The sequence below is a fragment of the Palleniella muris genome (assembly GCF_004792655.1).
GTDB classification, from domain to species: Bacteria; Bacteroidota; Bacteroidia; order Bacteroidales; family Bacteroidaceae; genus Prevotella; species Prevotella muris_A.
The window spans coordinates 1-25,167 of the sequence record NZ_SRZC01000021.1 but is presented as its reverse complement, the minus strand read 5'-3'; the positions used below and the strand labels follow the sequence as shown (position 1 = coordinate 25,167).

Genomic DNA, 25,167 nt, shown 5'->3' with positions numbered 1-25,167 from the left:
CGGAGAAGATTAGATGATAATCATTACGCTTTATGCTACTTTATCCATACCAATGTGTTAGCCGGAACCTCGGAAGATTTCAGCGGTGACACTGTTCCTTCTTTCTGATTGACAACGAAGACGGAGCCTTTCACCTTTCCACCCATAAGCGAAGCGAGTGAAACAGCTGCATCTGTGTTGTTAAGAACCAACTTTCCGGACTTGCCCTCCATACGGAAAATGCCGTCATAAGGGAAAGATGAGTAAACCGGTTTCATCTCCGGCAACGCCTTTGCGAGACCATTGTCCTTGACTGTCAGCACTGGGCATGAACCTCCGGCAAAGACTATTGCCCACGGATTGCGGTCGTAAGCCTTCGCATAGTACAGCACCGGCTTGGAAGGATGTGCCTGACGCATCTCGCTGACAGTGCGGTAGACATCATTGAATGTCGGCTGTCCGGTTCTGATCAGGCGCAGATGCTGGCGCGGAGCAAGGTTCACACCGCCCTTAGGAGCATACAGTTTCGGATTCTCCGCATTTGCAGCGTCCGCTGATTTCGGCTCTTTGAGGGATGAATCGTAGAACCACTGCTCTATTTCTACCACATCCACGATGGCAGCATACTTTGCTTTCGCCATAACAGCGTCAGTGACATTCTTGTTGGCATTGAGGATTACGCGTGCATCCTTGCCAGTCTTTGTCTGCCACTCGCCCACACAGTCAAGCCAGAACTCAGTGAAATGCTGCGGACCGGTGAACTCTTCGGAAATGGAATGGTAGACATTCGGATTATCGGCAAACTTGTCAAGCACCTGCCAGATGTACTGCTTGTAGAGCCGTGCACGCTCCTTGTCAGTGACATCGTAGAACAAATCGGCAGTGAAGATGCGCTTGTCGCCCGTGAAAGGCACCGGTTCAAGGAAGTTTGTGCCACGTGAGCCTTTGCCGGTCATGACGCCTTCGCTCTGTATGTTGTTCGCAGAACGCCACGGACTGTCAACCCAGTGTGCGCCCGCCTCGATGATGTTGTGCTGGAAGAAGTGCTGATTGATGATAATCATCTCTGGAGCGGCTTCAGCAAGCTGACCGATACGTGAGACATACCACTTGTTCAGTTTCGTAAGGTCGTACTTTGACAGACCGTCCCAGGCAGTACCTTTGCCGGAACGTGCTATGGACTGCTCGAAGAAAGGTGCCCAAACGTCACCGTTCTGACGCTTGATGCGCTCATGGTCATCACGGCGGCGGTCATACCACAAGCCGTAATTCTGGTTCCAAACGGCAACGCCCTGCTTCTTGATGTTCACAATAATAGAATCTATACGGTCAGTTCCGCCACGGTGTTCCATACCCGGAACGAAGCGTGTCACGGCATAATCTGCCTTAGCCATGTAAGGATAGCGTGTCCTGCCGTTCCACCATGGAGTGCGGTGGAAGCGTCCTCCCATGAACATCGGACGGACATCCTTGCCGGAAGAGGCTGCAAGTGCGAATGTTCCGTTGGCTGTGATGACAGGGGAATATATGCTTGTCACCTCAGAAGCCTCGGCAACCTTCACGGCATCCACAGACTTCACGCCTTTAGGATCTATGGAGACTGTCAATAAAGCGGAATCAATCCATTGGTCAAGTGTCACGCGTGGGTTAAGAGCTTCCTTTGCCATCTTTGCAGCAAGCTCTATGCTCGGCGATGTTGCGCCGTCATGTCCGCGCTCAAGTATCCTGAAACGCTCGCCAACCTCTTTGCCGAGACGCTCGGAAACCTGTGCCTTATAGAGCGAATAAGGGTTGACAAAGTCGTTGGTTGCCCGCCATACGCCGTCACCCTGACAGTAAGCCCAGCAGCCAACGGCATAGGATTTGGTATCCTCGGCAGGAGAATAGCAGTCGATGTATGACGCGGAACACTGGTAAAGAGTACTGTTGGCTGTGTTCCAACCTGCACCCCACTTGTCCAGTCCGAGGTTTTTGAACGAGATACCGCCACCTTCGATGTTCACATTGTCAAACAGCAAGCCTGTCGCCCATGACGAAGAACCGCCGCTGAAGCCATGGCTTCCGACAGCATCACACTGTACAAAGGCATTCGGTCCCGGTGCGCAATAGCCTGCTGAGAAATCATTGATGCCTTCTTCCGAATAGCAACGCATGAAAAGGCATTTGCCTCCCATTGTCAGGAATGTACGGCGACGCAGACCACCGATTTCGGAAACAGGATTTCTTGATATACAGTCCTCGACTGTAACCTGCTGTGCTCCGCGATGAACGATGACAGCCGAACCTGCAAGACCTTGGAAATTGCACATGCGCACCCAGCAGTCTTCCGCATTCTCAATGTATATTCCGTCCCATACATGGTCTTCATCCATAGGCTGTGAAACGACAGTGAAGCGTGAAGATCCTGCAGATTCCTTGCGGACAGCATCACTTGCAATGGTCAGATTCTCCACACCGCAGTTTGTGATTCGCCCTTTCCATTCGTAGAGAACGGCAAAACTCTTGCCCCATTTGCTATCCAACGCCACTGTCAACGGTGCATCAAGAGTGACCTCATTACCATTGGCAACTGTGCAGGAACGTGCCCAACGGACATCCATTTCTCCGGCTTTCCAGCCCCAATAAGGGAGATTTCCGCCAAAGACATTGCACCCTATGGACTCTATCCATTCCTTTGTGGAAGGGCGCACGATAAGCATCTTTTGAGCGTTTCCTGCCTTTGAGGCTGCAGAAAGATGAATCGTCTTCGTTCCGGCAGCAACATAATCGTCGGTAATGTCAAGAGTATCAAGGGCACGGAAATCATCCTTTCCCTCTATGTACACCACCGCACCGCGGTCGACACCTGTCTTCTGCAGCACTGTCTCTGTCTTGGAAACACCACGAAGGACAACACCTGACGCGGAAATGCGCAACGGAGCGGACAGTTCGTAGACACCCTTATCAAGCAAAACGGCACCGCGCAAGCCTGTCACCTTGTCAGGTTTCAGCAAGGAAACATAGTCAATCGCCTTCTGCAAGCGTGCCGACTGGTCACCACCTTTATGGCTTACAAACACCTTCACTGCCACATCAGGCAACGGCTCTGCCGACATTCTGTAACCGCAATAGCTGTAATCCGGCAGCCCCTCCAAATGCTTATGCGCCTGCGCACTGCCGGAAAGGCAAGTGAGCAAGGCGCAGATAGTCATAACAATATGTTTCATTTCTTCTGGTTCTTCTTTCTCTCTTCAAGACGCTTGAACCACGCCTCGCGCTCCTTGTTAAGGTCATAACCGCGCTTGGAGAGATAATTGTTGACACGTCCCTTGTACTTGTTGAAGGCCTCATGCTTTCCTTTGCTGTCACCGGCGTCAAGGGCAAGCTCGCGCGCCTCTACCATCCAAGCGTAAATCTGTGCCTTCTCCTCTTCCTTTAGCGAAGGAATCTCGTCAAGATAAGCCTCGTAAGTGACCTTCACCTTATTATAAGTGATGTTGTCCTTGATGGCAATGACCTGCTCAGGTGTGAGGTATATGCCAAGCTGTGCCGGCATTGCGAAATGGGTGCGGTAGAGCTTTGAGTCGCGCTCCGCCTTGTTCTCGATCTTGTAGATGTCGTTAAGCTCGAAATAGCGGTTAGCGACAATGTTGCGTACAGCCTCGAATTTCTCACCTGTAAGGTTCAATGACTGTATGTTCTTCTCTGAACGTGCAATGATTGTCTTGACATACTCGGCGTCACGTCCCTCACTGTTCAAAACGACACTTTGTGCCATTGCCGAAGCAACGACACAAAGTGACATTATAATAAATGATATTCTCTTCATAAAAAGTTAATGGTTGGTTCTGTAAATGTCCAAACTGATAACGTGCGGCTCGGATTAATCCAACGAACCCTTGGCAGCAAGAGTGTCATAGTTGTTGGAAAGGTCACGCCAGTCAACCTTAACGCGAGGGTCGATACCGTTGATGTACTTCTCAATGTTTGTATAGCCGTCGCCGTTGCAGTCCTTCTGTGCGTCGGTAGGATCGTTAGGGTTCAGACCGTACTTAATCTCCCATGCATCAGGCATACCGTCACCGTCAGAGTCAACACGTGGAGTGCCGTGGTACTCAGGATAGCCGCCCATCTGGCGTGGGTCGGTGATTATACCGTCCTTATATGAGTCTTTCGGCAGACGACGGTACTTGAATGAGCCGTCAGGAGCCTTTGATTTCTCATGCAGACCGCTTGTGTCTCCGTAAGGATTGTCCTTCGGGAGCTTCTTCACATAGTAAGCCTTGCCTGTACGAACCTCCTCGATGATGCGCTGGTCGACGATGTCACGTGTAGGAATCATTGCACCTGCATTGTCAAGGACGAAGTCATAAGCCTTCTGTGCACCCATAATCTGTACGTGAGGCATAGCGAAAGGCTCGTTGGCCTTCATCTGCTCTGTGTAGCCCTTGGTGTCAGGCTGTGACTCAACCTGTATACCACCGTCCCAGTTGTCCTTTGTGACGCGCTCGTTGCCTTCCATGATGTTGCCGGTAGCATAGACACGACCATACTGCTTATAGTCCAGTTTTGAGCGTCCGGACTCAGGCTTCAGGAAGCGATGGCCTACAGGGCTGTCTTTCGGAGTGAGAGGTCCCGGCTTGTAGTAGTTGTTGATAAAGTTGTACATCGCCTGGTAGTCACCTCCGTCAGCAGCACGGTGAACCCAGTTGTAGACTACGTTGTTGACAAAGTTGAATATGCCGTTCCATCCTACGGAAGGGTTTCTGCCACTGTTGTCAGCCCAGAGGTTGCGCATGAAGCAACAGTTCTCGCCACCGAGAGTAGAGCCGAAAGCGTGGTTGTAGGTGTCAAGAGCTTTGGCGGAGATAGAGTTCTGGATGGTCACATTGACAGTTCCGCGCTTCTCGTGCTTATAGTCCGCACCCGGATTCCACATGTGACGGTAGAAAGAGATGTTCTCATCAAGTCCCCACTCTGCGGAGATATGGTCAAGCATGATGTTACCTACAGGGTTGCCACCGAAAGAGTCCTCACGGTGATGAGCGTAGGTCTCGCCGCGACGGAAGCGCATGTGACGGATGACAACATCATGAGTGTCTATACCGAAGGTCTGACCTGCCACACATACACCATCGCCCGGAGCTGTCTGACCTGCAATGGTGATATAAGGAGCCTGTACAATCAGCGGGCTCTCCAGGCGGATAATGCCTGACACGTTGAATACAACGATACGTGCACCGCCTGCCTCGCAGGCCTCACGCAGTGTGCCCGGACCGGAATCGGCAAGGGAGGTAACGACATAAACCTTGCCACCACGACCACCGAAGCTGTACATACCGCCGCCTTCCGCACCCGGGAATGCCGGAATCTTTGCCTGTGGAAGGTCGGTTGGACGTCCCGCCCATGGCACATAAGGACGACCCTCTGCATGCTCTTTCTTCACGATAGGCTCACATTTTGCCCATACTTCTGCTTCATGTTTCGCCCAAGCCTTCTGCATGGAGTCAATCTTTGCAGAAGCCTCCTTGTTGAGCTGAGGATACTGCGCTGCAGCAGGAGCGGCAGCCAGTGTGAAAGGTAAAAAGATTAATGCTTTCTTTAATAAGCTCATAATGATTTGTTTATTTAGTTAGAGTTGTTGTTTTTCACTCGGTCAATACTATAATGATGACAGTAATGTCAATATTGTCAGTTATGACAGTTTTGACACTTTTGTCAGAATTGTCAATGTTGTCATTATTGACAGTATTGTCGGAATCTTTCTTTACTTCGCCTCTATCACAAACTTTCCGACATCCTGAAGCGTCACCCTCGTGCACTCCGGCGAGGAGACATTCTTGAAAGTGACGTTCTCGACTGGTGATTCCGGCAGACCGATTGCTTTCACAAAGTCCGTGCAATGCTCCACGGTAAAGCCATCAAAATGGATGTTCCTGAAATAAGGTGTTAACTTCGGATTGTTGTCCTTGTTAAAACGCTCCGCAAGTTTGCCGACATAAGTGGCAGAACCAAGCATGTCCCAATAGACGGCACGCGTCTTCGGATGCACCATGCGGACATTCTCGAACCACAGATTCTCACCGCCTCCGCCACGCGGGCGACGTGTCTTGAAATAAATTCCGTACTTAGGGTTCTCGATTGTCACATCGTACATGTAGACATTCCTTATTCCGGCAGCCGTCTCCGAGCCCACGGTAAGACCGCCGGCTCCGCGCTTTGCAGTACAGTGGCGTATGACAACATTCTCCGTCGGGCGCGCCTTAAGCAGTCCGTCCATGCCTCTTCCAGCCTTCAGCGTGAAACAGTCGTCACCGCAATCGAGGGTGGTGTACTCGATGAGGGCGTTCCGTGAAGAGTCGATGTCTATGCCATCAGTGCGCGCAATGCCAGCACTGCTGACCGTGACGCCACGGATGATGATGTTCTCGCAATAAACCGGCACAATGTTCCAGAAGATACTGCCCTCCAAAGTCACTCCCTCAAGCAACACGTTGCGGGAATTCATCGGACCAAAGAACACCGGAAGACAGAGTGTACCGAGATGACGCTCACCGGCACTCGTCTGCATTGTCTTAGGCGTCCGTGTCTCAAAGCCATAACGATCCGTAGGAATCGTGCCATCGAAGACACGCTCCTTCAGCGGCATAGCCTGCACAGCCTCAGGTATTCCTGCCATGGTGAGTTTCAGAAGTTCACAATCACGTGAAGGGGCAACGAGCTTTCCCTTGCCTACAACGGCAATATTCTCCGCTCCGTCGGCATAAATCATGGCTCCCGGGCCATAGATGTCCACACCTTCATTGCGGCAAGGGACAACCGGAAGATAGTCCTTGACATCACCGGAGAAGCACAATTCCGCGCCCTCGTCCACCTGAAGACAGATGTTGCTCTTGAGAATAATCCTGCCTGTGTGCCATTTTCCTTTAGGAACGATGACTGTACCGCCACCCTTCTTAGCCAGTTTGTCAATGGCAGCCTGTATATTCTGCCCTTTCTTGATGACCACCTTGCGCGCCGGAAACACCGGACGCTGCAGCTGCGGCATGTCGAAAGGTGCCTTTATAGGTTCTATCTCTGCAGGACACTGTGCGGAGGCCAACGACGCAAAAAGCATGAGAATACTTGCAATTATGGTACGTAAGCCATAACTGCCATACGACAAGCCGGAGCCTGCGTGTGAAAGCCCAAGAGAATAAAAATACATTGTCAGTAGTTTGATGTTATGCCTGCAAAGTTACTAACTTTTTTCGACACTGGCAAATATTTCTTGTCCTAAAATAATTGTAACGGGGATTTCGTAACCATTTCGTAACAACTCCACCGCGTTTTGACACCGCCAAAAACATGGCTTGTGACTACTCGGAAAACGGTGTGTAACAAGTGACAAAGTGAAAGCTAACCTCCGGCATTGTAAAAGGTATCACTTTACACGACAAAAGGTAACACTTTATCATGCAAAGTGTTACCTTTTGCAGGACACTGAGCATTTTAACGTTTTCTATTATTTTAATTCATAAAAACACAACTGTTTCTTTGCATTTCGAAAGAAATTGACTTATCTTGCTTGCACATTGCTTTATCGCTCGAAGAAAGAAAAGAAACAAAAGAATATTCCTGCAAACACCATACTGGCAAAGATATTCTTTCAACTATACTGTCAAGAAATTGCACTTCTATCTTGGGTGTATAAATCCACATATAATTGAAAAACAACAATTTCCACATGAAATGCTTCGCATACAAATGTGGCGGAGCCACACTTTGCAATGAGAAATACAACACTGTACACAAAGACAGGGCTTGTCACAACTGAAACAGATGAATCACAATGTGTTGTATCTGTTTAGCGACATTAATAACAACAAATATTCGTACATAATGTATAAAACGGCAAACAATCTTGCAATGGCATACAAAAAAGAGGGCAAGCCTTTTACAGCCTGCCCTCTTGGACTTTATTCATAAGCACACCACATGATGTGCCACGCTTGCTGATAAGGATTACTTAACGCGCTGACCTGCGATGTTGAAATCGCCAATCATGACCTGACCGTTCTTCACTACCTTCTTAGGAGCAACCTTAGCAGCCTCTGCACCCTCAACATTCTCGATGCCTGTGCCATCGCCAGGAGTGAATGTGAATTCGCTGAAACCAATCTGTGTGTTCTTGCAGAATACATAGTATGTCTCACCCTTTACAGCCTTCCAAGAGAGTGTGCCCCAGAAATTCTGACCGCCACCAAGGACGAAAGCGTCAGTTCCTTCTGTTCCCTTTGTAGCGTTCTCTTCCATTACAGTCTTTGTGTTGTTGATATAACCATTAGCTGTGATTTCCTGACCGATACGGAGAGGCTTTGCATCGCTTGCCTTTACGACATAAACATCACGGTTACCTTTCAAGACATAGACTTTTGTTGTCAACACACCATCCACCTTTGAAGTGAATGTAAGGTATGTACCGTTTGTTGGAAGACCGTTTGAACCATCAAAGGCATAATACGCACTTGTCCAATCTGCGCGATAACCCTTTATAGGTGCATTCTCACCAGTACCGTCATAAATAGGGTCAATCCCAACCTTGCTTATGTCGACAGGATTGCCCTTGCCCTGAACATAGTAAAAATAAACATCTGTTCCGGTAGTTTCTGACTCCAAATCCAATTTGTTTTTCTTCAAGCCACTCCAACCATTATCATATTTTGGTTCAAGTTCATCAGGGCGTACATTTCCTTCAACATCATTATATCCTGCGATAGGACCGGATGTGTGAGTTCCTTCTACATTTGCAGTAGAGAACCTAACAACAGACATTGCAGACGGATCAGCATTTGCTACATAATCAGCCTTGAGGACAGTCTCGCCTTCAACAATTTCTGTGACAGCCCAAGATTCAGTCTGCGCATTAACACTCATTGCACAGAATGCAATGGAAACAAGAGTAAAAATTTTCTTCATAATTTTCATTTAGGTTTGGTTAGTAAATTAATTTCGCCACAAAGATAGTAATAATTACAATCATTCATATTGTCATACAAACATATTTACTTATTTTTAACTTATAACCAGCTATTTCACCGTCATTCAGGAAACATTGGCAACATCACTTAAAGAAATGGCATCGCTCAAAGAATCCGCAGGAATCTTCTTTATCCACATGACTAACCACTGTAATGGCGAAGCAAACATTCGGCTATATGACACTGACAAAAAAATCAGAGACGACCGGAATCTCTTCGACAAACACGTTGTCATGGAGAATTCCAGTCGTCTCAGCTTATTATTGTATTATGATATGGTATTTATTCTGCCAATGGGTCGAATGTACCGTTTGCACCACCATTGAGGTTGTCTTCCCAACCGATGGTCTGCTGAACATAATCAAAATCGGTCTTGTTGTTATTCTGAGCAGCAGAACCCAAGCCGAGGAAGTAGTAGTGAGGACGGAACTTCATTGAGTACTCATTGTGTGTTGCCTGGTCCCATCCGTCACCCTTGCGCAGTCTGCGTACAAGGTAGCTGTTATAGAAGTCAGCAAGCTTTGTGAGTTGATTCTCAAAATCAGTACCACTCTTACGCAGGTCAAGGACATAGTCGGCACGCTTGATGTCCTTTGACTTGAGATGCTTCAACAGTGGGTCAGGGTTGTTTGGATCGTCAAGAGGAGTTTTATCCGGATTTTTTGTCCAAGTCGATGTCACACCACCGAGACCATTGTTGATGTCATTCTTCACACGGAAGAAGAGGTTCTCACGACGCTGACCGTTCAGAGGAGTGAAGCCAAGCCATGTGCAAGTGTTGCCACCATATTCTCCTCCAAGAATCCATGTGTCAGGAGCACCCTGAACCTGAGAGAAGTTTGCACCGCCGTCCCAAAGGAGCCAACGACGAACATCATCAAAACGCTTGCCTTCGTAAGCGAGCTCTATCTGACGCTCATAGAGGATTGCAGCCATACACTTCGCCTTGTCGCTCTCAAGGTCTGTCGGCAGACCATAATTGTTTGTTGAGGTATAGCCGACACGACCGCGGATAAGCTCAAGCTGGTCGACAGCCTCACCCATTTCACCTATCATACATGCCGCCTCTGCAAGGTTGAGAAGAACCTCGGCATAACGGATTTCCATCCATGTGTTGGCAGACTGCTCGAAACCTGTCTCCTGAGAATACTTGTAGCGTGCGCCCTCCTTGCTCACGTCCTTGTCGTCCGAACGCTTACGGACATAGATGCCCTTTGCACCTGAACCAAGGTTGTCAGAACCGTAGGCACTGCCGTTCTCACCATAATCATCATCGCGAGCTTCTTCCTTCTCGTACCATACATAGTTCCAAAGAACATAGTCATCACCCTTGTAAGGATTGTTGAGAGTGGAAGTATTAGGGTCTCCCTCAAACGCCCAACGCACGCCCGGGAATGCGAAAGTGCGGTAGAAGCGTGGGTCACGGTTAAGGAACGGAGCATTCGGGTCATAAGTTTCCGCACTTGCATCCAACTTGCTGTACGCTGTGCAGGAAGCAGGACGCTTGCCATCCTTCATCGGGAAGAGGTCAACCATTGTCGCAGAAGCGTTGAGACCGGAACCGAGGGCGTTGCCCGGGCGGATAAGGTCTTCCCATGAGTTGTTGAAATGGTAGTCTGGAGTACTGCCTTTCAGAATGTCATTGTACAATGTAACGAGGATTCCTTCCTTGTTTGCCTTTCCTGTACGTGAGAAGATAGACGCCCAGTTTGATGCATTCACACCTGGGTCACCCTGATACTGGAGTTCGTTGCCGCAAGAATTGATGACAGGGATAGAAGCCTTGATGCAGTCATAAGCATCCTGCCAGCGCTGCTTGTCGCCCTTGCGGTTGAAGAGCGGACTTGCATACATCAGGAGGACACGTCCCTTGAGCGCAAGGGCTGCACCTGAAGTGACACGACCATAGTCCTCAGACTTCTGCCAGCCACCGTTTGTAGTGTATGGCGCAAGATACTCGTTAGCCTTGTCAAGCTCACTGCAGATGAACTCGATACAAGCCTTTGTTGATGAGCGCTGAGTGAATGATGCTGCCTCAGGAACCTGCTTTGTGGTAACGATAGGCACACCACCATACCATTTCACCAACATATAGTAGCACCATGCTCTCCAGAAATGAGCCTGTCCGAGAAGCTCACGCTTCTGACTTTCAGGAAGAGTGCTGTTCTCTATACCACCGATACAGTCGTTGACGTTACGGATACGGCCGTAAGCCATGGTACGTATGTTGTTGGTGTTCTTGAAACCGAAGTCTGGGACTTCGTTAGGAGTATGGGAAGTGTACTCTATCTGCTCGTTAACAAAGCCGCCAAGCCCGGTGAACTCCTCTGTACATTTTGTCAGGTCGTCAGCACGTCCGGTGCTTGGGAACTGCCAGTTTGCATCAGAGTTGACATCAGGCTGACAATATTTATAGATGTCATTGAGACGTCCTTGTGCTCCGGAATAATAGTTATAGCATTCCTCTGTGGTCTGGTCGTAGGATTTCATGTCTTTCAGGAAATCATCGCTACAGGAAGAGAATGCAAGGCAGGCGAAGAACGCCGCACCCATATATTTTATATTTGCTTTCATTGGTAGTCGTTATTTAGAATGATACATTGACACCGATAGTCCACTTGCGGAGAGTCGGATAAGAGTTCCAGCCACCCATCATCGGGTCTATGAAGTTGTCAGGGTAAGGGTTGTAGAAGCTCAGGAGGTTCTGACCTGTCACGTTAAGACGGACGCTGCTGATGCCGATAGGCTTAAGCCACTCAGAAGGGAGCTTGTAAGCCAGAGTCAGACGGTTGAGTGCAACGCGTGTGCCACTGATACGCCAGAAGGAAGAACGCTTGCTGTTGATGCTGTGTGCGATGTTAGGGAACTTCGCGTCACGGTTCTCTGCAACAACGAGGTTGCCACTTGCGTCGTAAACATCCTGATAAGAGTACATGTCATCCGGATTCCAGAATGAAGGCACGTTGGAATGCTGGTAGATAGAGTTGAATTGCAGCATTGAAGAGTCAATGAAGCTGTATCCGCCCCAAGATGCTGAAAGCTGGGCAGTCAGAGAGAATGCCTTGTACTCACAGCCAAGGTTTGTTGTGAAGCCATAAGGGTTGGAACGGTTGTTCAGGCGAACGAGGTCGAATGTCTCATCGACGCTGCCGTCAGGACCGGTATAGTTGCCGTTGGCATCCTTACCGCCACGAACGTCCTTATAGATGAGCATACCAGGATAAACCTCATTCTTTGGCTTGCCGAAATAGCGGCACTGGTCAACAGGTGTGCCGGAATCCTCACTCAGCTTTGCGAAGTACTCCTCGATGTCCTGGAAGCTGCGGAACATACCGATGCACTGCAGCCCCCAAGCACCCATATCGGAACGATGACCCTCGTAAACAGACATGTACTGCTGGTCACCTGTGTTCCACTCCTGAAGCACAATCTTGTCATCAGAGTAACCTGTATTCACACCGATACGGTACTTGAAGTCCTTACCGATCTTGTCCTTCCAAGTAGCAGAAAGCTCTACACCCCAACGGTTGCTCTTGCCCCAGTTGACATCAGCAGACTGAGTACCAACTGTTACAGGAACGCTCTGTGAGAATGCCATCAGCTTCTCCCTATCCCACTGATAGTAGTATTCCAAACCGATAGAGAGACGGTTGTTAAGGAAATTGGCGTCAACACCAAAGTTGAACTTGTAAGACTTATCCCAGTGAACATTAGGGTTCACTGCCGAGTTGTTCTTGTTCAGGCCAATGTGTGAACCAGCATTGATTGAGTTGCCCTCACCGAAGATGGCACCCTTATCCTTGTCAGTACCGTAAGTCTGGAGCCACTGCCAGAAAGTTGTGTTGTCACGACCTGTAAGACCGAAAGAAACACGTGCCTTAAGATAATCCACCCAAGTAACATTCTTCTGGAACCAGTCTTCCTGAGAGATTACCCAACCGGCACTTGCTGAAGGGAAATAACCCCAGTAGTTGTCCGGATGGAACTTGGTGGAAGAATCAGAACGGAAGAGGAACTCGAACAGGTATTTGTCAGCATAAGCATAGTTCACTCGTCCGATGTAAGACAAAGAACCAGCCTCACTGCGATAAGAGTTTGTTGTAGGAATACTTCCCTCGCCTACAGAGTTGAACTCACCTGTACCGAACTCATAAGGCTTGGTAACCATACCGTCAACATACTCAGACTCTGCCTCTGACTTCTCTATTGAGAAGAGCGCACCTACATGGTGCTTGCCAAAGTCACGTGCATAGTTGATGCTGAAGCCCAACTGATAGTTGTCTGTGCGGTTCATGGAACGACGGAGGAAACCGCCTTCCTGACCGTTGCTGATAGGCTGGCCGTTGTTAGCGAGAAGGAAGTTGTTTTCTGCCATAAGAGCATTCCATTCTGCCTCCTGTCCTGCGATAGGAGTGTAGAGGTGCTCGCCTGAACCTGAGCGTACAACCATCTTGTAGAGGTCATAAGCAGAGCCACGCTCGTTGCCTTTGCTCTGGTTGATGCTCTTAGAGTAGCTCAAACGTGCTGTCAAGCCCTTCAAAGGCTTGTAGATTTCTGCGAAATCAACATTAAGGTTCGCACCAATGTTAATATTGTTGCTGTTGCTATTGCTGTAGTCAGGACCATTCTGGAGAACATCGTAGTTGTAGTGCTCATTCTGGTTCTTCGCACTGTTAGAAAGACCATAAGCAGCAATCGGTCTGCCGTTAATGTCCTCAGGAATATAGCGTGGACGGAAGAGAAGCGCCTGATAGTCACGCTCAGCACCTGAGCCACCGACTTTCACCAAAGGCTTGTTCTTCTTGCCATAGTCACCGGAAACAGAGAGACCGGCCTTCAGCCACTTTGTCACCTTAGCGTCAACACCGGCACGGAAATTCCAGCGGTCATAGTCAAGCTTGCCGAGGTTACCATCCTGCTTGAAATAAGAAACAGATGCATAGTAGTTAGCACGGTCTGTGGCACCGCTCATGTTGAGGGCGTGCTTCTGTGTGAACGCAGCCTTCCAGTACTTGTCAAGGAGGTCATAGTCGAGGGACTTCATTGCCTCAAGCTCGTCAGCCTGGAAGATATCACGCATATTGTCGATGGTATTAAGTGGGTTAGCTGTCACGGCAGCATTCACAAGGCGACCATAGTTGTATGAGTCAAGCATCTTCGGCATAGCGACTGCGTCAGTCACACCAAATGTTCCGCTATAAGAGATTGAAGGTGCACCAATCTTACCTTTCTTTGTTGTTACGAGGATTACACCGTTAGCGGCACGTGCACCGTAAACGGCAGCGGCAGCGTCCTTAAGGATGGAGATTGACTCAATCACAGAAGGGTCGAGGTTGTTGAAGGCTGTAGCACCAAGATTCTCTGATGATGTGCCAACCTTCACATCGTTTGGATAAACATATCCGTCGATAACATAGAGAGGCTCGCCTCCATTACCACGGATAGAGATAGTAGCATTCTCTCCCGGACGGCTTTCACCACCACTTACAGAGACACCGTTAACGAGACCTGAGAGTGTGGAGGCAAGGTTGCCTGATGAAAGGTCTGTGATTTCCTCCACAGGGATTGTTGCCACAGCACCGGTCAAGTGGGCACGCTTACGAGAGCCGTAACCCACGACAACGACCTCATTGAGGTTTGTGTCGGCAGGCTTAAGTTTCACAGTACCGCCCGGCTTTACCTCAAGAGTCTCATAGCCAATGTATGAGATCTTGACTTTTGTATTGGCAGGCGCATTAAGGACATACTTGCCCTCAAGGTCTGTGATTGTTCCTGTGCCTTTCTGGTTTGCTATAACCACAGAGGCACCAATGACAGGTTCGCCGTTTTCATCAAGAACCGTACCTGTCACTTGATTCTGCGCCAACGCCGGTACAGAGACAAACAGCGCTATCATAAGCCACAGAATGCTGACTAATTTATTAGGTTTCATAAATTATATTGTTTTGCTTTTATACTTTATATCTGTTGTGTTCACTTTCCTGTTTTCTATATCATGCAATGATTTACACTATCATCATTAAAGAATGGTACAGGAGCTAAGTCTTACAACCAACGTGGGTCACCAATACCGGCAGCAGCAGCTGGACCAGAGATATGGAAATCACCTTCTGTCGGGTTTGTAAACTGAGGGTCACCAAGAACCTGTGATTCTGTTGGATAGTTTTCCTCTATAATGTCCATATCATAATTAAACAATGTATTGTTTGAGAATTTAGCATTTTCAGGTTTTGGCTTACCATTTCCAGAGAATCTCTGAATAATCTGTTTTCCACCAGTATTCATAAGTATGCTATTGGTCAAGGTAAAATATGAACATTCCTGACCTTTGAACCCATCATAATTACCAAATTTCTCAGTCTTTGCCATATTATAGAAAGTACAATTTGACACTGTTATAGAGTTGCTAATATACCCTGCACGTGTACTACGTCCTGCATTTTGATACTGAACAATATAATCCTGAGAAACTTCTCCAGCATTCCATATAGTTGAGTTTCGAATCGTAAGATCATTGACAAAACCAGATTCCATTCTTATGAACTGAATTTTCTCTGTAGGAGTATGTTCTATAATACAATCATCAATTATAACAGTCTTAAAACAATATTTCACATTGCCATCATGGATAAAACGTTTCTGAAGACCATTAATTTTGACATTCTTTATATAGATAGGGTTTTCTACTCTATAATAACCACCCTCTACATTAACTTCTGCAGGTGTTTTATTACCAACTATCATGTGGCTTGCTGACCCTGACGCATCTATGTTAAGATTCTTCATTGTGAACCCCTCATCAATGATGAAAGAAGCATCACCTACAATCTTAATGCTAGCTGGCTGTGTAGGAGTTGTAGAACGTAATGTCACACGATGCGTACCGAAATCAAGAGAACTTGTCATTGTGTAGTTAGCACCTGGCACGAGGTCAATGCATACTTCGTCAGTTATGTCTGCCGGGATAGGGTTATGTGCAAGCCATGTTGAGATATCAGTTTCGGCTGGTATTTCCTTCCATGTTGGCAAGAAAGATGTGAATGATTTCTTTGTAGCTTCCTCTGCATCGGTATTTCCCACACTTTTATTACCCAAGGTACGGATATCAAGAACATAGTTGCTATCATCCTCACGAGGGAAGGTAAGTGTACAGCCGTCAATAATACTGTCGGTGAAGAGAATGACGGGATTGACAGGGTCGGTGACGTTAGTCACTGTACACTGGAAGCTGCTGGCACCTTTCACAAGTGGCCAACTGACAATCCACTGAGAGCCATCCGCGGATGATGCAGTCTTCACATCCTCGGCATTTGGTGAAGTCATTTGAGTGTTCGTGACGGAAGACTCGAATGATTCTTCATCAAACCCGTCCTGAGCACACGATACGAAGAGAAGACTTGCTGATAGGACCGATAGCCCTAAGAGTTTCATTTTCTGTTTCATAGGTTTTTGTTTGTTAGATTATGAATTTGTTGTTGTTTTTGTTGATTACTCTGTTTTTCTGGACAGTTCTCCCCGTCCCCCTTCACGCTCCTTGCGCGTCTTCTCCAGAACCTCTTTTATGTAAGCCACATTGTCTCCGTAGTTGGCGCGCACGTTGCGTACATCCTTAGCATTGCGCGAGCGCTCCACCGTGAGCCACCCTCGGTACCCGGTTTTGTCCAGCACGTTGAGGATTTCCGGCAGGTTGACTTCCGGATCATGGCGAAGGGTCACGCTGTCTGTGTTGGAGATGTGAATCTGTGCAATGCGGTCTTTTCCGAGCTGCCTAAGCTCCTTCGCAATGTCCCAGCCGTTGTCGCAGGCGTCCTGCACATTGTAGTAGATCTTCACTCCCTTGCTGTTGACCTTCTTGAGCATCCTGACGCCGAACTTTGCAGGCATTGCCGTGCGCACGCCGATGACAAGCCCCCGCTTGGCAGCCATCTCGCCCACCTCATGTAGGCGCTTGCAGAGAGTCTCGTAAGCCTCGCCCTTTCCTGCCTGCCATTCCCTTCCCGAGCCTCCGAGCGGCAGGAATGCCGTCTTCGCGCCGAAGAGCTCCATTGTGTTCAGGCAGTCCTCGACGAGAGCCTTGTAGTTCTCCCTTCTGAGGAAGCTCTGGGCGAAGAACCCGGACATTGCAATGGATGAGATTCTGATGCCAAGGGAGTCGGCCGTGTGCCTGAACTTCGTGACGTCCGCAGGGCTTGTGCGGAACTTGTTCTCGAACAGCACGCGCTTCCCGAGCGGCCCCATGTCCATCTCAAGGCCGTCGGCATGAATGTCCCTTGACAGTCTTATAGCCCCCAGCTTCTGGCGCTTGAGCATCATCCAGTCACAGCAGCTCACCCCCTCAATCTGTGCGGATGAGGGAAGGAAGCAGAGCGACACGAGCCAAAGGGCGAATATACGTAGTTTGAGTTTCATCAGTCTGTATGGTTTTTCTGAGTTTTTATTTCTGAAAGGTCTTCACGCGGATTACGCGGATGAACGCAGATTTATTGGCAAGCGGGCATATATCAGCGGCAATCTGCGGAATCTGCGTGACCACATGCACTACCCCGCATGAGTAAAGTGCCTGTATTATCGCAGAGCCTCACCCGCATTTAACACTTACTTCTTGAAGTAATCGAGGTCGTTGATGTAAAGTTCGATGTTCATGTATCCGCTCTCCGCCAGCTTTGTGGCGTCGGAAGCGTCGTCAGGGTTGAGCCCGTGCGCCTTCTCCCAATCGTCCGGCATTCCGTCGCGGTCAGAGTCCACGCGAGGAGAACCCTTGTACTCCGGGAGCCCGCCCATCTGGTCAGGGTGGGTTATGATTCCCATCTTGTATGAGTCTGCAGGGAGACGGCGCTTGACGTAAGTGCTAGTGAACGGCTTCGCCTTCTTTGTGTAGTCAAACTTTCCTGTCTTCACGCTTCGTATGATCTTCTCGTCCACGGCGTCGCGCTTAGGCAGTGTCGCCCCCACATTGGCGAGGACATAGTCGTAAGCCTCCTGTGCAGTCATGACTGTCTTAGGCTCATTATATTTAAAAGGAGTGTCCGCCTTAAGGAGCTTGCGCACAGCGTCGTTGGTGTCCAGCCCCTTTGGCTGCTCCTGGCCTTTCTTGACATCATCAATGCCGGCCGGCTGCACCCCGCCGTTCCAGTTGTCGGCAGAGACCTCCGGGTATCCCTCCACGAAATTTCCGTTGACATACGCCTTTCCCCATGAGTTCTGCTTGTCCTTCGCCCTTCCATGCTCCGGTTTGAGTATTCGATAGCATATGGCCTTGTTGATGTTGTACCCTGTGACCGGCCCCGGCTTGTAGTAGTTGTTTATGATGTTGTAGAGCGACTTGTCGTCTCCGCCGTCAACGGAGCGGTTCCACCAGTTGAATAGCACGTTGTTGACGAAATTGAAGTCTCCGTTCATCGCAATCGACGGGTTGCGCGATATGTTGTTCGCGAATAGGTTTCGTGTGAATAGTGAGTTGTACCCTCCTATAGAGGCTCCGAAGGCATGGTTGTAGAGGTCTAGCCCGTGAGCGAAGATGCAGTCCTGTATTGTGATGTTTACCGTTGCGAGCTTGTCCTGCTTCCCGTTGTGCTTCGCATACACGTGACGGTACATGGACATTACCTCGTCCAGTCCCCATGAAGCCGAGCAATGGTCGTAGATGATGTTTCCTATACCGTTTCCTCCGCAGGCGTCATCTCGGTGCACCACGTCCAGCGCACCTCTGCGGAAGCGCATAAAGCGGATGATAACGTCGTGGGTGTCAACCAGCACAGTCTCACCGGTAACGACCACACCGTCACCCGGCGCAGTCTGTCCTGCGATAGTGATATATGGCGCAACAATGTTTATCGGACGCTTCAGCTTTATCTCGCCTGAGACATTGAACACAACGACACGTGGTCCACCTGCCTCACAAGCCTCACGCAAAGTGCCTGAACCGGAGTCGGCAAGCGATGTGACGACATAAACCTTGCTTTCCACAGGGACACCGAGATAGTTCACACCACGACCGCCGAAAGAGTACATGCCGCCGCCTTCCGCACCGGGGAATGCCGGGATTGCCGCCTGCTTAAGGTCAGCCGGAGCATTAGCTTGTGGCACGAAAGGTTTTCCTTGAAATATACCTTCCATGACCTTTGGCGCGGCTTTCGCCCATGCCGCCTCATTAAGGGCATCCCACTGCGCCTCTTCTTGTGCTCCGCGTGCTTTCACGGAGTCCGGGATTGTTGGATACTGTGCATTAGCAATGCCAAAAGTAAAGACGGAAACGTTCATCAGAACCGCCGCCCTCAACATTTCTTTTCCTTTAAGAATAATGTTCATTACGTTTTGTTTTACCATAAAGGGGCGTGGACTTAACCACGCCCAGCAATGTGACAAATGATTTTCAGGTTAGTTTGATATTTCTTTTGCAAAGATACAACATTTAACTAATATCTGCAAATTTTATGTGGATTTTTTATAAAAGTCACTGTAAATATGTAAAAAAAACACTAAACATTAACTGCATTGCAGGCAATCAAGCTTCCACCGTGCCTACGGCAATTCAGTTGGTCTTCGATTTGCTAAAATTGCATATCTGTTGCCCAAATCCTACTATGGGAAAACAGTTTTTATATGGTCATTAAATGTGTTTTTCAAGCTTAAGCACATCATCACAATAATCGCACACCGCCATTCTGTGGGTTATGAAAATCAGGGTCTTATCACTCATTAAGCGGATATTTTCCAGCAAGCGGCACTCTGTATCAGGGTCGAGGGCGGAAGTTGCCTCGTCGAAAAGCATAATCGGACGGTCGCGGAGCAATGCCCGTGCAATGGCAATACGCTGCGCCTGACCTTCGGACAGTCCTCCGCCGTGTTCGGAGCAAAGGGTCCCCATGCCGTCCGCCATTTCAAAGACAAACTCGCAGCAGCTTTTCCGCAGAGCCTCACGGAGTTCCTCGTCGGTGGCATCGGGCTTTCCGAGAAGAAGATTCTCGCGGACTGTACCACTCATGAGTGTGTTGCCCTGAGGGACATAGACGAAATTGCATCTATGGAGGTTTGTCAGTTCCTGCCTTGTCTCTCCTATCGCCACCCTGCCCTCTGTCGGACGGAGAAGTGCAAGCATAAGGCGCACGAGGGTTGTCTTTCCGGCTCCTGTCTCGCCAATCACCGCCGTGGAAGTTCCGGGGCGGAACGTATGGGAGAAATTCTTGAACACATCGCGTCCGCCGGGCTCATATCGGAATGTCACTCCCTCAAACTCCACACCGCAAGGAGCGTGAAGCACTTCAGGTTTTCCTGCTGTCTCTTCCGGCACTGCCTCCAGTTCCATCAGGCGTTCCGCTGCTGTCAGCACACCGACGGTCTGTGGAATGAGGCGCGCAAGATTGCGGGCAGGCGACTGAATCTTGTTGACAAGCTGAAGAAAGGCTGTCATACCGCCAAATGTCAGTGTGCCGGTTGAAAGGCGCAGCGCGCTCCAACCGAACGCGACAAGATAGCTCACCGCAAAGCCGAGGTTCACAGTGAGATTGGACAAGACGGAGAACCATGTCCTCCGCACCACATTGCGGCGTAATCCAGCATGCGCCTCCGACAGCCGCCCAAGCATGAGCCCACTGCTCTCCAATGTCTTTATAACCAGCATGTTCTGCACAATCTCCTGCATAACCGACTGTATTCCGGAATCTGAATCACGCACATCACGGTTCAGACGGCGCATCTTCCTGACATACACCCTGCTAAGGATAACGCAGACGGGCACAATAATGACCGTGACAAGCGCCAGCTTGCTGTCCATGGAGAAAAGGTAGCAGAAAGCACCTGCAAAAAGAAGCAGTGTCGCCAGTGCGCCGGGAATCGTCTCCGTAAGAAACACCACCACCGCCGTTACATCACCTTCAAGGCGGTTGAGCACATCGCCGCTATGGTGCGCACCCTTCCCCTGCCATTCGGAGCGCAGGACACGCTCCAGCATCTGCCTCTGCATCCTGTTCTGGGCACGCACGCCAAGGATGTTCCTCACCCACGTCCCGGCTATCCCGAGCGCGAAATCCGCAAGGACAATGCCGCCCATCAGCAGCACGGCAGCGTAAAGGCTGCCCTCCCTCGCATGCGATGCAATGTCTATCGCACGCTTCACGGCATAGACAGAGAGCAGGGACATGGCAACCTGTGCCACGCCCAAAAGCGCATTTACCGATGTCTGGAGGCGGTTGCCCTGCGCCCTGCCCCACAGCCATTTCACGATGTCCCAAACGGGACGCTCTGTCTTCATATAGCCTTTTAATTCCTTTCCTTGCTTTTTCAACATATTCCTACATTTACAGCTAAATATCCTACATCTGAATAATCTTTGGATTCCAAAGATGAAACAAATTTTCCACACTACCTCATACTTCCAAATTGTAATCTAACAGTCAGTTGGGCTATCTAATTTCGCCTCTATCTCTTTGATAGACGGCATTGTACCTTCAACCTTTTCCGGATATAGTTTTTCAAGCTCGTATTCTGATATTCCGAGTGGCTGGCTACTTGACTCAAGCGCATATTGAGCCAAAGTGTTGTTCTTTTGCTTGCAGATAAGCAGCCCTATCGTCGGATTATCGCGTCCATCCTTACGAAGAAGGTGGTTACAAGCTACAACATAACCGCCCAACTGACCAGCATCGGCAAAATCAAATTCTCCGATTTTCACTTCTATCACAACATAGCAAGATAATTTCAGGTTGTAGAACAACAAATCAATAAACTTTTCTTTTTCAGCTATTTGCAGACGATACTCTTTGCCCACATAAGCGAACCCTGTACCAAGCGCCAATAAGAAGTTTGTAATGTTTGTCAACAATGTGTCTTTCAGTTTGCGCTCATTGTACTTTCCACGCAAACCTGTGAAAGAGAAATCATAGGGATCGCGCGTCAGTTCCTGTGCCAAGTCACTGTCCGCATCAGGGAGTGTGTTCCTGAAATTTGTCAAAGCCTTTCCGCTGCGTTCATAGAGATTCGTACCCAACATGTTGAGCAGCATGTCCCTGCTCCAGCCATGTTCCAATGTCTGACGAACATAGAACAAGGCCTTGTCGGAATCACGCGAGCATTTGTCTATGATATAGCGGTGATGTCCCCAAGGTATTGAGAACAAGTCGGAGTACAATCTTTCCACAAGTTGTGGAAGGTCTGCCTTTTCTGATTCTTCCACAACTTGTGGAAGAATTGCAATCTGCTGCTTGTAAAGGGCATAGAAACGTTTCGCATAGCGAATGGATGTCTCTGAAAGTCCTTCGACATCAGGCATTTCATGGCGCAAATCACGGCTCAGTGTGGTGTAGAACTTACTGCCATACTTATTTTCCACTTGCTTTTCCTCAATATCCTTGCCAAGTTCCCAATAATAGCCAAGCAGTTCCCTGTTCACCTTTATTGCCGCCTTGATTTGGCTGCCACGATAACGCTTCACAAGGTCATTTATCCATAAAGCGTAATCCTTGTCCAATATGCCAATTGATTTATCCATAATCATCCTACTCCGAATTTCCATAACAGCTGCACATCAAAAACTTTCTCACGAGCGGACATCGGCGCCCCACATCATCTTCGTGCGCAGAGTATCAACATAATTGCTTGACTTGCGCTTCACTATCGCCACATCATACGCTGCACGGCGGACAGTGATGCGCGTCGTCTCTGGAAGTTTCTCCGACCTGCCGTCGACAGCAATAAGGAACTTATGCGAACGGCTCTCGACCTCCAGTTCTATTTCCGCCGACAAAGGTACGACAATCGGGCGGATGTTCAGGCTGTGCGGCGCAACGGGCGTAAGGCACATGACATCCGTTTGCGGCATGATTATCGGACCGCCGTTCGACAAGGAGTAAGCCGTCGAACCTGTCGGCGTCGAGACAATCAGCCCGTCAGCCATATACGTCACCAGCGGTTCGCCGCCAATCCTCGCATTAATTGTTATCATTGAGGCATTGTCCTGCTTCAGCACAGCGATGTCGTTCAGCGCATGCTCCACGGCAACTCTGTGGCACCCACCGCGCTCCACGGACAGTTCCGCCTCGATGACAGCGTGGCTTTCCGTGACAAAATCCCCGGAATAAAGCATTTCAAGCGCTTGTTCCGCGTCAGAAGCAGGAATATCAGCAAGATAGCCCAAGCGCCCCGTGTTTATGCCCACAATAGGCACTCTACGCCTGCCCACCATGTTGGCAGCCTTAAGGAATGTGCCGTCGCCACCCATCGAAACGACAAAATCAACATCAAAGTCCAGCTCAGTGAACGTTCCCGCCACACCGGACAGCAAGCCTTGCTCTGCAACAAGGAAATCATGGAAAAGACGTTCCATGTAGACTTCCGCACCGCGCTCTGCAAGAAGCGAGAGCACACAACGGACTGCCGAAGACTTCTTCGTCTGGTATTCATTGCCGAAAATGGCGAAACTGAGCTTTTTCTTCATTAATTCTCACTGAAATCTTGTAAATTAACAAATTGTTTTGTATATTTGCAACTGCAAAATTAAACATTTTAATCAAGAAAAAAGAAAAACCATGGCAAAAGTTTATGAATTCATTTCCAATGGAACAGAGGAAGTCGAGGCTCTGATTCCTGTCGATGTGCTCCGAAGAGCAGGTGCCGATGTCTGCATAGTGTCAACAACGGGCGACATTGAGGTGACCACTGCCCATAACGTCCGCATCATTGCCGATGCGCTCATTGAGGACTTTGACGGCTTTGACGATGCCGACCTCCTCATGATTCCGGGCGGTCTGCCGGGTGCGGAGAACCTCTGCAACCACCCATTGGTGCGTGAGGCTATACTGAAGCAGTACAATGCCGGCAAACTTGTCTCTGCCATTTGTGCCGGTCCGATGATTTTCGGCTCGTTGGGCATCAGCAAGGGCAAGCGCTGCACCTGCTATCCGGGCTTTGAGGATTACCTCAATGGTGCGACATATACCGCCGAACTTGTCACCGTCGACGGCAACGTGGTAACAGGTGAAGGCCCTGCGGCGACATTCCCTTATGCCTACACTCTCTGCGAACTGTTGTGTGGCAAGACTGTCTCAAAGTCCTTGCAGGACGGCATGATGTACACACATCTTATTGAGGAGGCGAGAAAATAAGCGAAGTAAAAAAATGGTCTAAGAAATAAAAGAAACAGCTTTTACCAAATGAAAACTCTTTCTTTTATTTCTTAGACCATTTTTTTTGAACTGCTACTTTTTTGGAAGATTGTTTGTACCGCAACTTTCAAAGGACAAAAGTCACCGTTTCATGATGTTGTGGTTTGGATAAATTTCTACAGAATAGTTACTTTGCATGCTTGAAAACAGCAGTTGCGAAACATCTTTGCTTCATTTATCAGTTGGCATTCCAAGAAATAGCAGATGACAAGAGCCTCATATACTCCTCATCCGTCGTTTCCCAAGTCGTCTGTGCAATGGCTTTCCCCTGCCTGTTAATGATGCAGAATGCCGACGCACCCATTTTCTTGGTATTCACGCCGAAACGTTGCTTCATGAAATCAAAGACCTTGCCCATATAATTGGAGAGACCTATCATTCTCGGTTTCTTCGGATTAATGGAGTAATACTTGCAATCAAATTTGTTCTTTTTGGCAAAGCCCTCCACAAAAACCTTGGGATGTCCGCAAATGACAAACAGTTCAGCATTCTTTTTATCCTTCAACAAATCCAACACATTAGGCAGCGTTTCCATTATGCATGGACATGCATCATGGAATACATACAACACGCGATAGTCTGCATCGGATGACATTATCTTGTTATACAAACTGTCCGTGCTGATGTCCACAATCTGCGCGTGCAGCGTCATGGACAAAAAGAACAGGGTCAGCAAATGAAAGTATCTCATAGCACTCTATTATATTTATTTTCCTAATCAAAATATTACGCGAGTTCGGGATAAGAAAGTCCCCGAAAAAGTTGGTAATCTCGCAAATATTTTGTATATTTGTAAGTGAAAATCAATAACATACTAAAAACATAAGCGATGATTACCACTTGCAAAGTTACTGAAATTTTCTGTATTATCGACGAGTTTTCCAAGAAATTGCACGCAGAACTTGAAAAAAACATGTATTTGCGCCTTTCTGACATGGACGGGCGCAAGCGCAGGAAGCGTGAATGCATGATGTCTGAGAGCGAGATAATGACAATCCTTGTATGCTGCCATTTCGGAACATTCGCCAATT

Annotated in this window: 15 protein-coding genes and 1 pseudogene; 2 read left to right on the top strand and 14 right to left on the bottom strand. The window is 48.7% G+C overall.

Annotated elements, in window-relative coordinates:
• Positions 1-35: 35 nt before the first annotated feature.
• The 13 genes from E5358_RS11710 to E5358_RS11650 form a co-directional block, all read right to left on the bottom strand.
• The gene (locus tag E5358_RS11710; protein ID WP_135940363.1) at positions 36-3,185 is read right to left on the bottom strand and encodes a DUF6298 domain-containing protein; all 3,150 of its coding nucleotides are present in this window, start codon (positions 3,183-3,185) and stop codon (positions 36-38) included.
• Entirely contained in the window at positions 3,182-3,787 is a 606-nt protein-coding gene (locus E5358_RS11705) for a DUF3826 domain-containing protein (protein ID WP_135940362.1), read from the bottom strand. Before E5358_RS11705 ends, E5358_RS11710 begins: the two co-directional genes overlap by 4 nt.
• Positions 3,788-3,841: 54 nt before the next feature.
• Complete coding sequence (locus E5358_RS11700) at positions 3,842-5,572, bottom strand: thrombospondin type 3 repeat-containing protein (RefSeq protein WP_135940361.1); 1,731 nt, start codon at positions 5,570-5,572, stop codon at positions 3,842-3,844.
• Between the two features lie 153 nt (positions 5,573-5,725).
• On the bottom strand, positions 5,726-7,165 hold the full coding sequence (locus E5358_RS11695; RefSeq protein WP_277821280.1) for a glycoside hydrolase family 28 protein: 1,440 nt from the start codon (positions 7,163-7,165) through the stop codon (positions 5,726-5,728).
• A 797-nt stretch (positions 7,166-7,962) separates the two neighbouring features.
• Entirely contained in the window at positions 7,963-8,916 is a 954-nt protein-coding gene (locus E5358_RS11690) for a hypothetical protein (RefSeq protein ID WP_135940360.1), read from the bottom strand.
• A gap of 344 nt (positions 8,917-9,260) precedes the next feature.
• Positions 9,261-11,552: a RagB/SusD family nutrient uptake outer membrane protein gene (locus tag E5358_RS11685; protein ID WP_135940359.1), complete on the bottom strand. Its 2,292-nt coding sequence runs from the start codon at positions 11,550-11,552 to the stop codon at positions 9,261-9,263.
• Between the two features lie 13 nt (positions 11,553-11,565).
• The gene (locus E5358_RS11680; protein WP_135940358.1) at positions 11,566-14,910 is read right to left on the bottom strand and encodes a SusC/RagA family TonB-linked outer membrane protein; all 3,345 of its coding nucleotides are present in this window, start codon (positions 14,908-14,910) and stop codon (positions 11,566-11,568) included.
• Positions 14,911-15,023: 113 nt separating this feature from the next.
• Positions 15,024-16,421 carry a DUF4992 family lipoprotein gene (locus tag E5358_RS11675; RefSeq protein ID WP_135940357.1) on the bottom strand — a complete coding sequence of 466 codons (1,398 nt, stop codon included), beginning with the start codon at positions 16,419-16,421 and terminating at the stop codon, positions 15,024-15,026.
• Positions 16,422-16,466: 45 nt separating this feature from the next.
• Positions 16,467-17,387, bottom strand: a complete 921-nt coding sequence (locus E5358_RS11670; RefSeq protein ID WP_135940356.1) for a sugar phosphate isomerase/epimerase family protein — start codon at positions 17,385-17,387, stop codon at positions 16,467-16,469.
• Positions 17,388-17,573: 186 nt separating this feature from the next.
• Positions 17,574-19,259 carry a pectate lyase family protein gene (locus E5358_RS11665; RefSeq protein ID WP_135940395.1) on the bottom strand — a complete coding sequence of 562 codons (1,686 nt, stop codon included), beginning with the start codon at positions 19,257-19,259 and terminating at the stop codon, positions 17,574-17,576.
• Positions 19,260-19,587: 328 nt separating this feature from the next.
• On the bottom strand, positions 19,588-21,228 hold the full coding sequence (locus E5358_RS11660; RefSeq protein ID WP_135940394.1) for an ABC transporter ATP-binding protein: 1,641 nt from the start codon (positions 21,226-21,228) through the stop codon (positions 19,588-19,590).
• Between the two features lie 135 nt (positions 21,229-21,363).
• A complete protein-coding gene (locus tag E5358_RS11655; protein WP_135940355.1) occupies positions 21,364-22,464 on the bottom strand; it encodes a PDDEXK nuclease domain-containing protein in 1,101 nt (366 codons plus the stop codon).
• A 48-nt stretch (positions 22,465-22,512) separates the two neighbouring features.
• Positions 22,513-23,409, bottom strand: coding sequence for an NAD kinase (locus E5358_RS11650; protein ID WP_135940354.1), 897 nt, complete (start codon positions 23,407-23,409; stop codon positions 22,513-22,515).
• Positions 23,410-23,500: 91 nt separating this feature from the next.
• Between E5358_RS11650 and E5358_RS11645 the strand changes: the two genes are divergently transcribed.
• Positions 23,501-24,076, top strand: coding sequence for a DJ-1 family glyoxalase III (locus E5358_RS11645; RefSeq protein WP_135940353.1), 576 nt, complete (start codon positions 23,501-23,503; stop codon positions 24,074-24,076).
• A 238-nt stretch (positions 24,077-24,314) separates the two neighbouring features.
• Here the strand turns inward: E5358_RS11645 and E5358_RS11640 are convergent, their stop codons facing one another.
• On the bottom strand, positions 24,315-24,827 hold the full coding sequence (locus E5358_RS11640; protein ID WP_135940352.1) for a hypothetical protein: 513 nt from the start codon (positions 24,825-24,827) through the stop codon (positions 24,315-24,317).
• 138 nt (positions 24,828-24,965) lie between these two features.
• On the opposite strand from E5358_RS11640, the pseudogene E5358_RS15595 reads away from it, so the two are divergent.
• Positions 24,966-25,167: pseudogene (locus E5358_RS15595) on the top strand (IS982 family transposase); the annotation flags it as partial.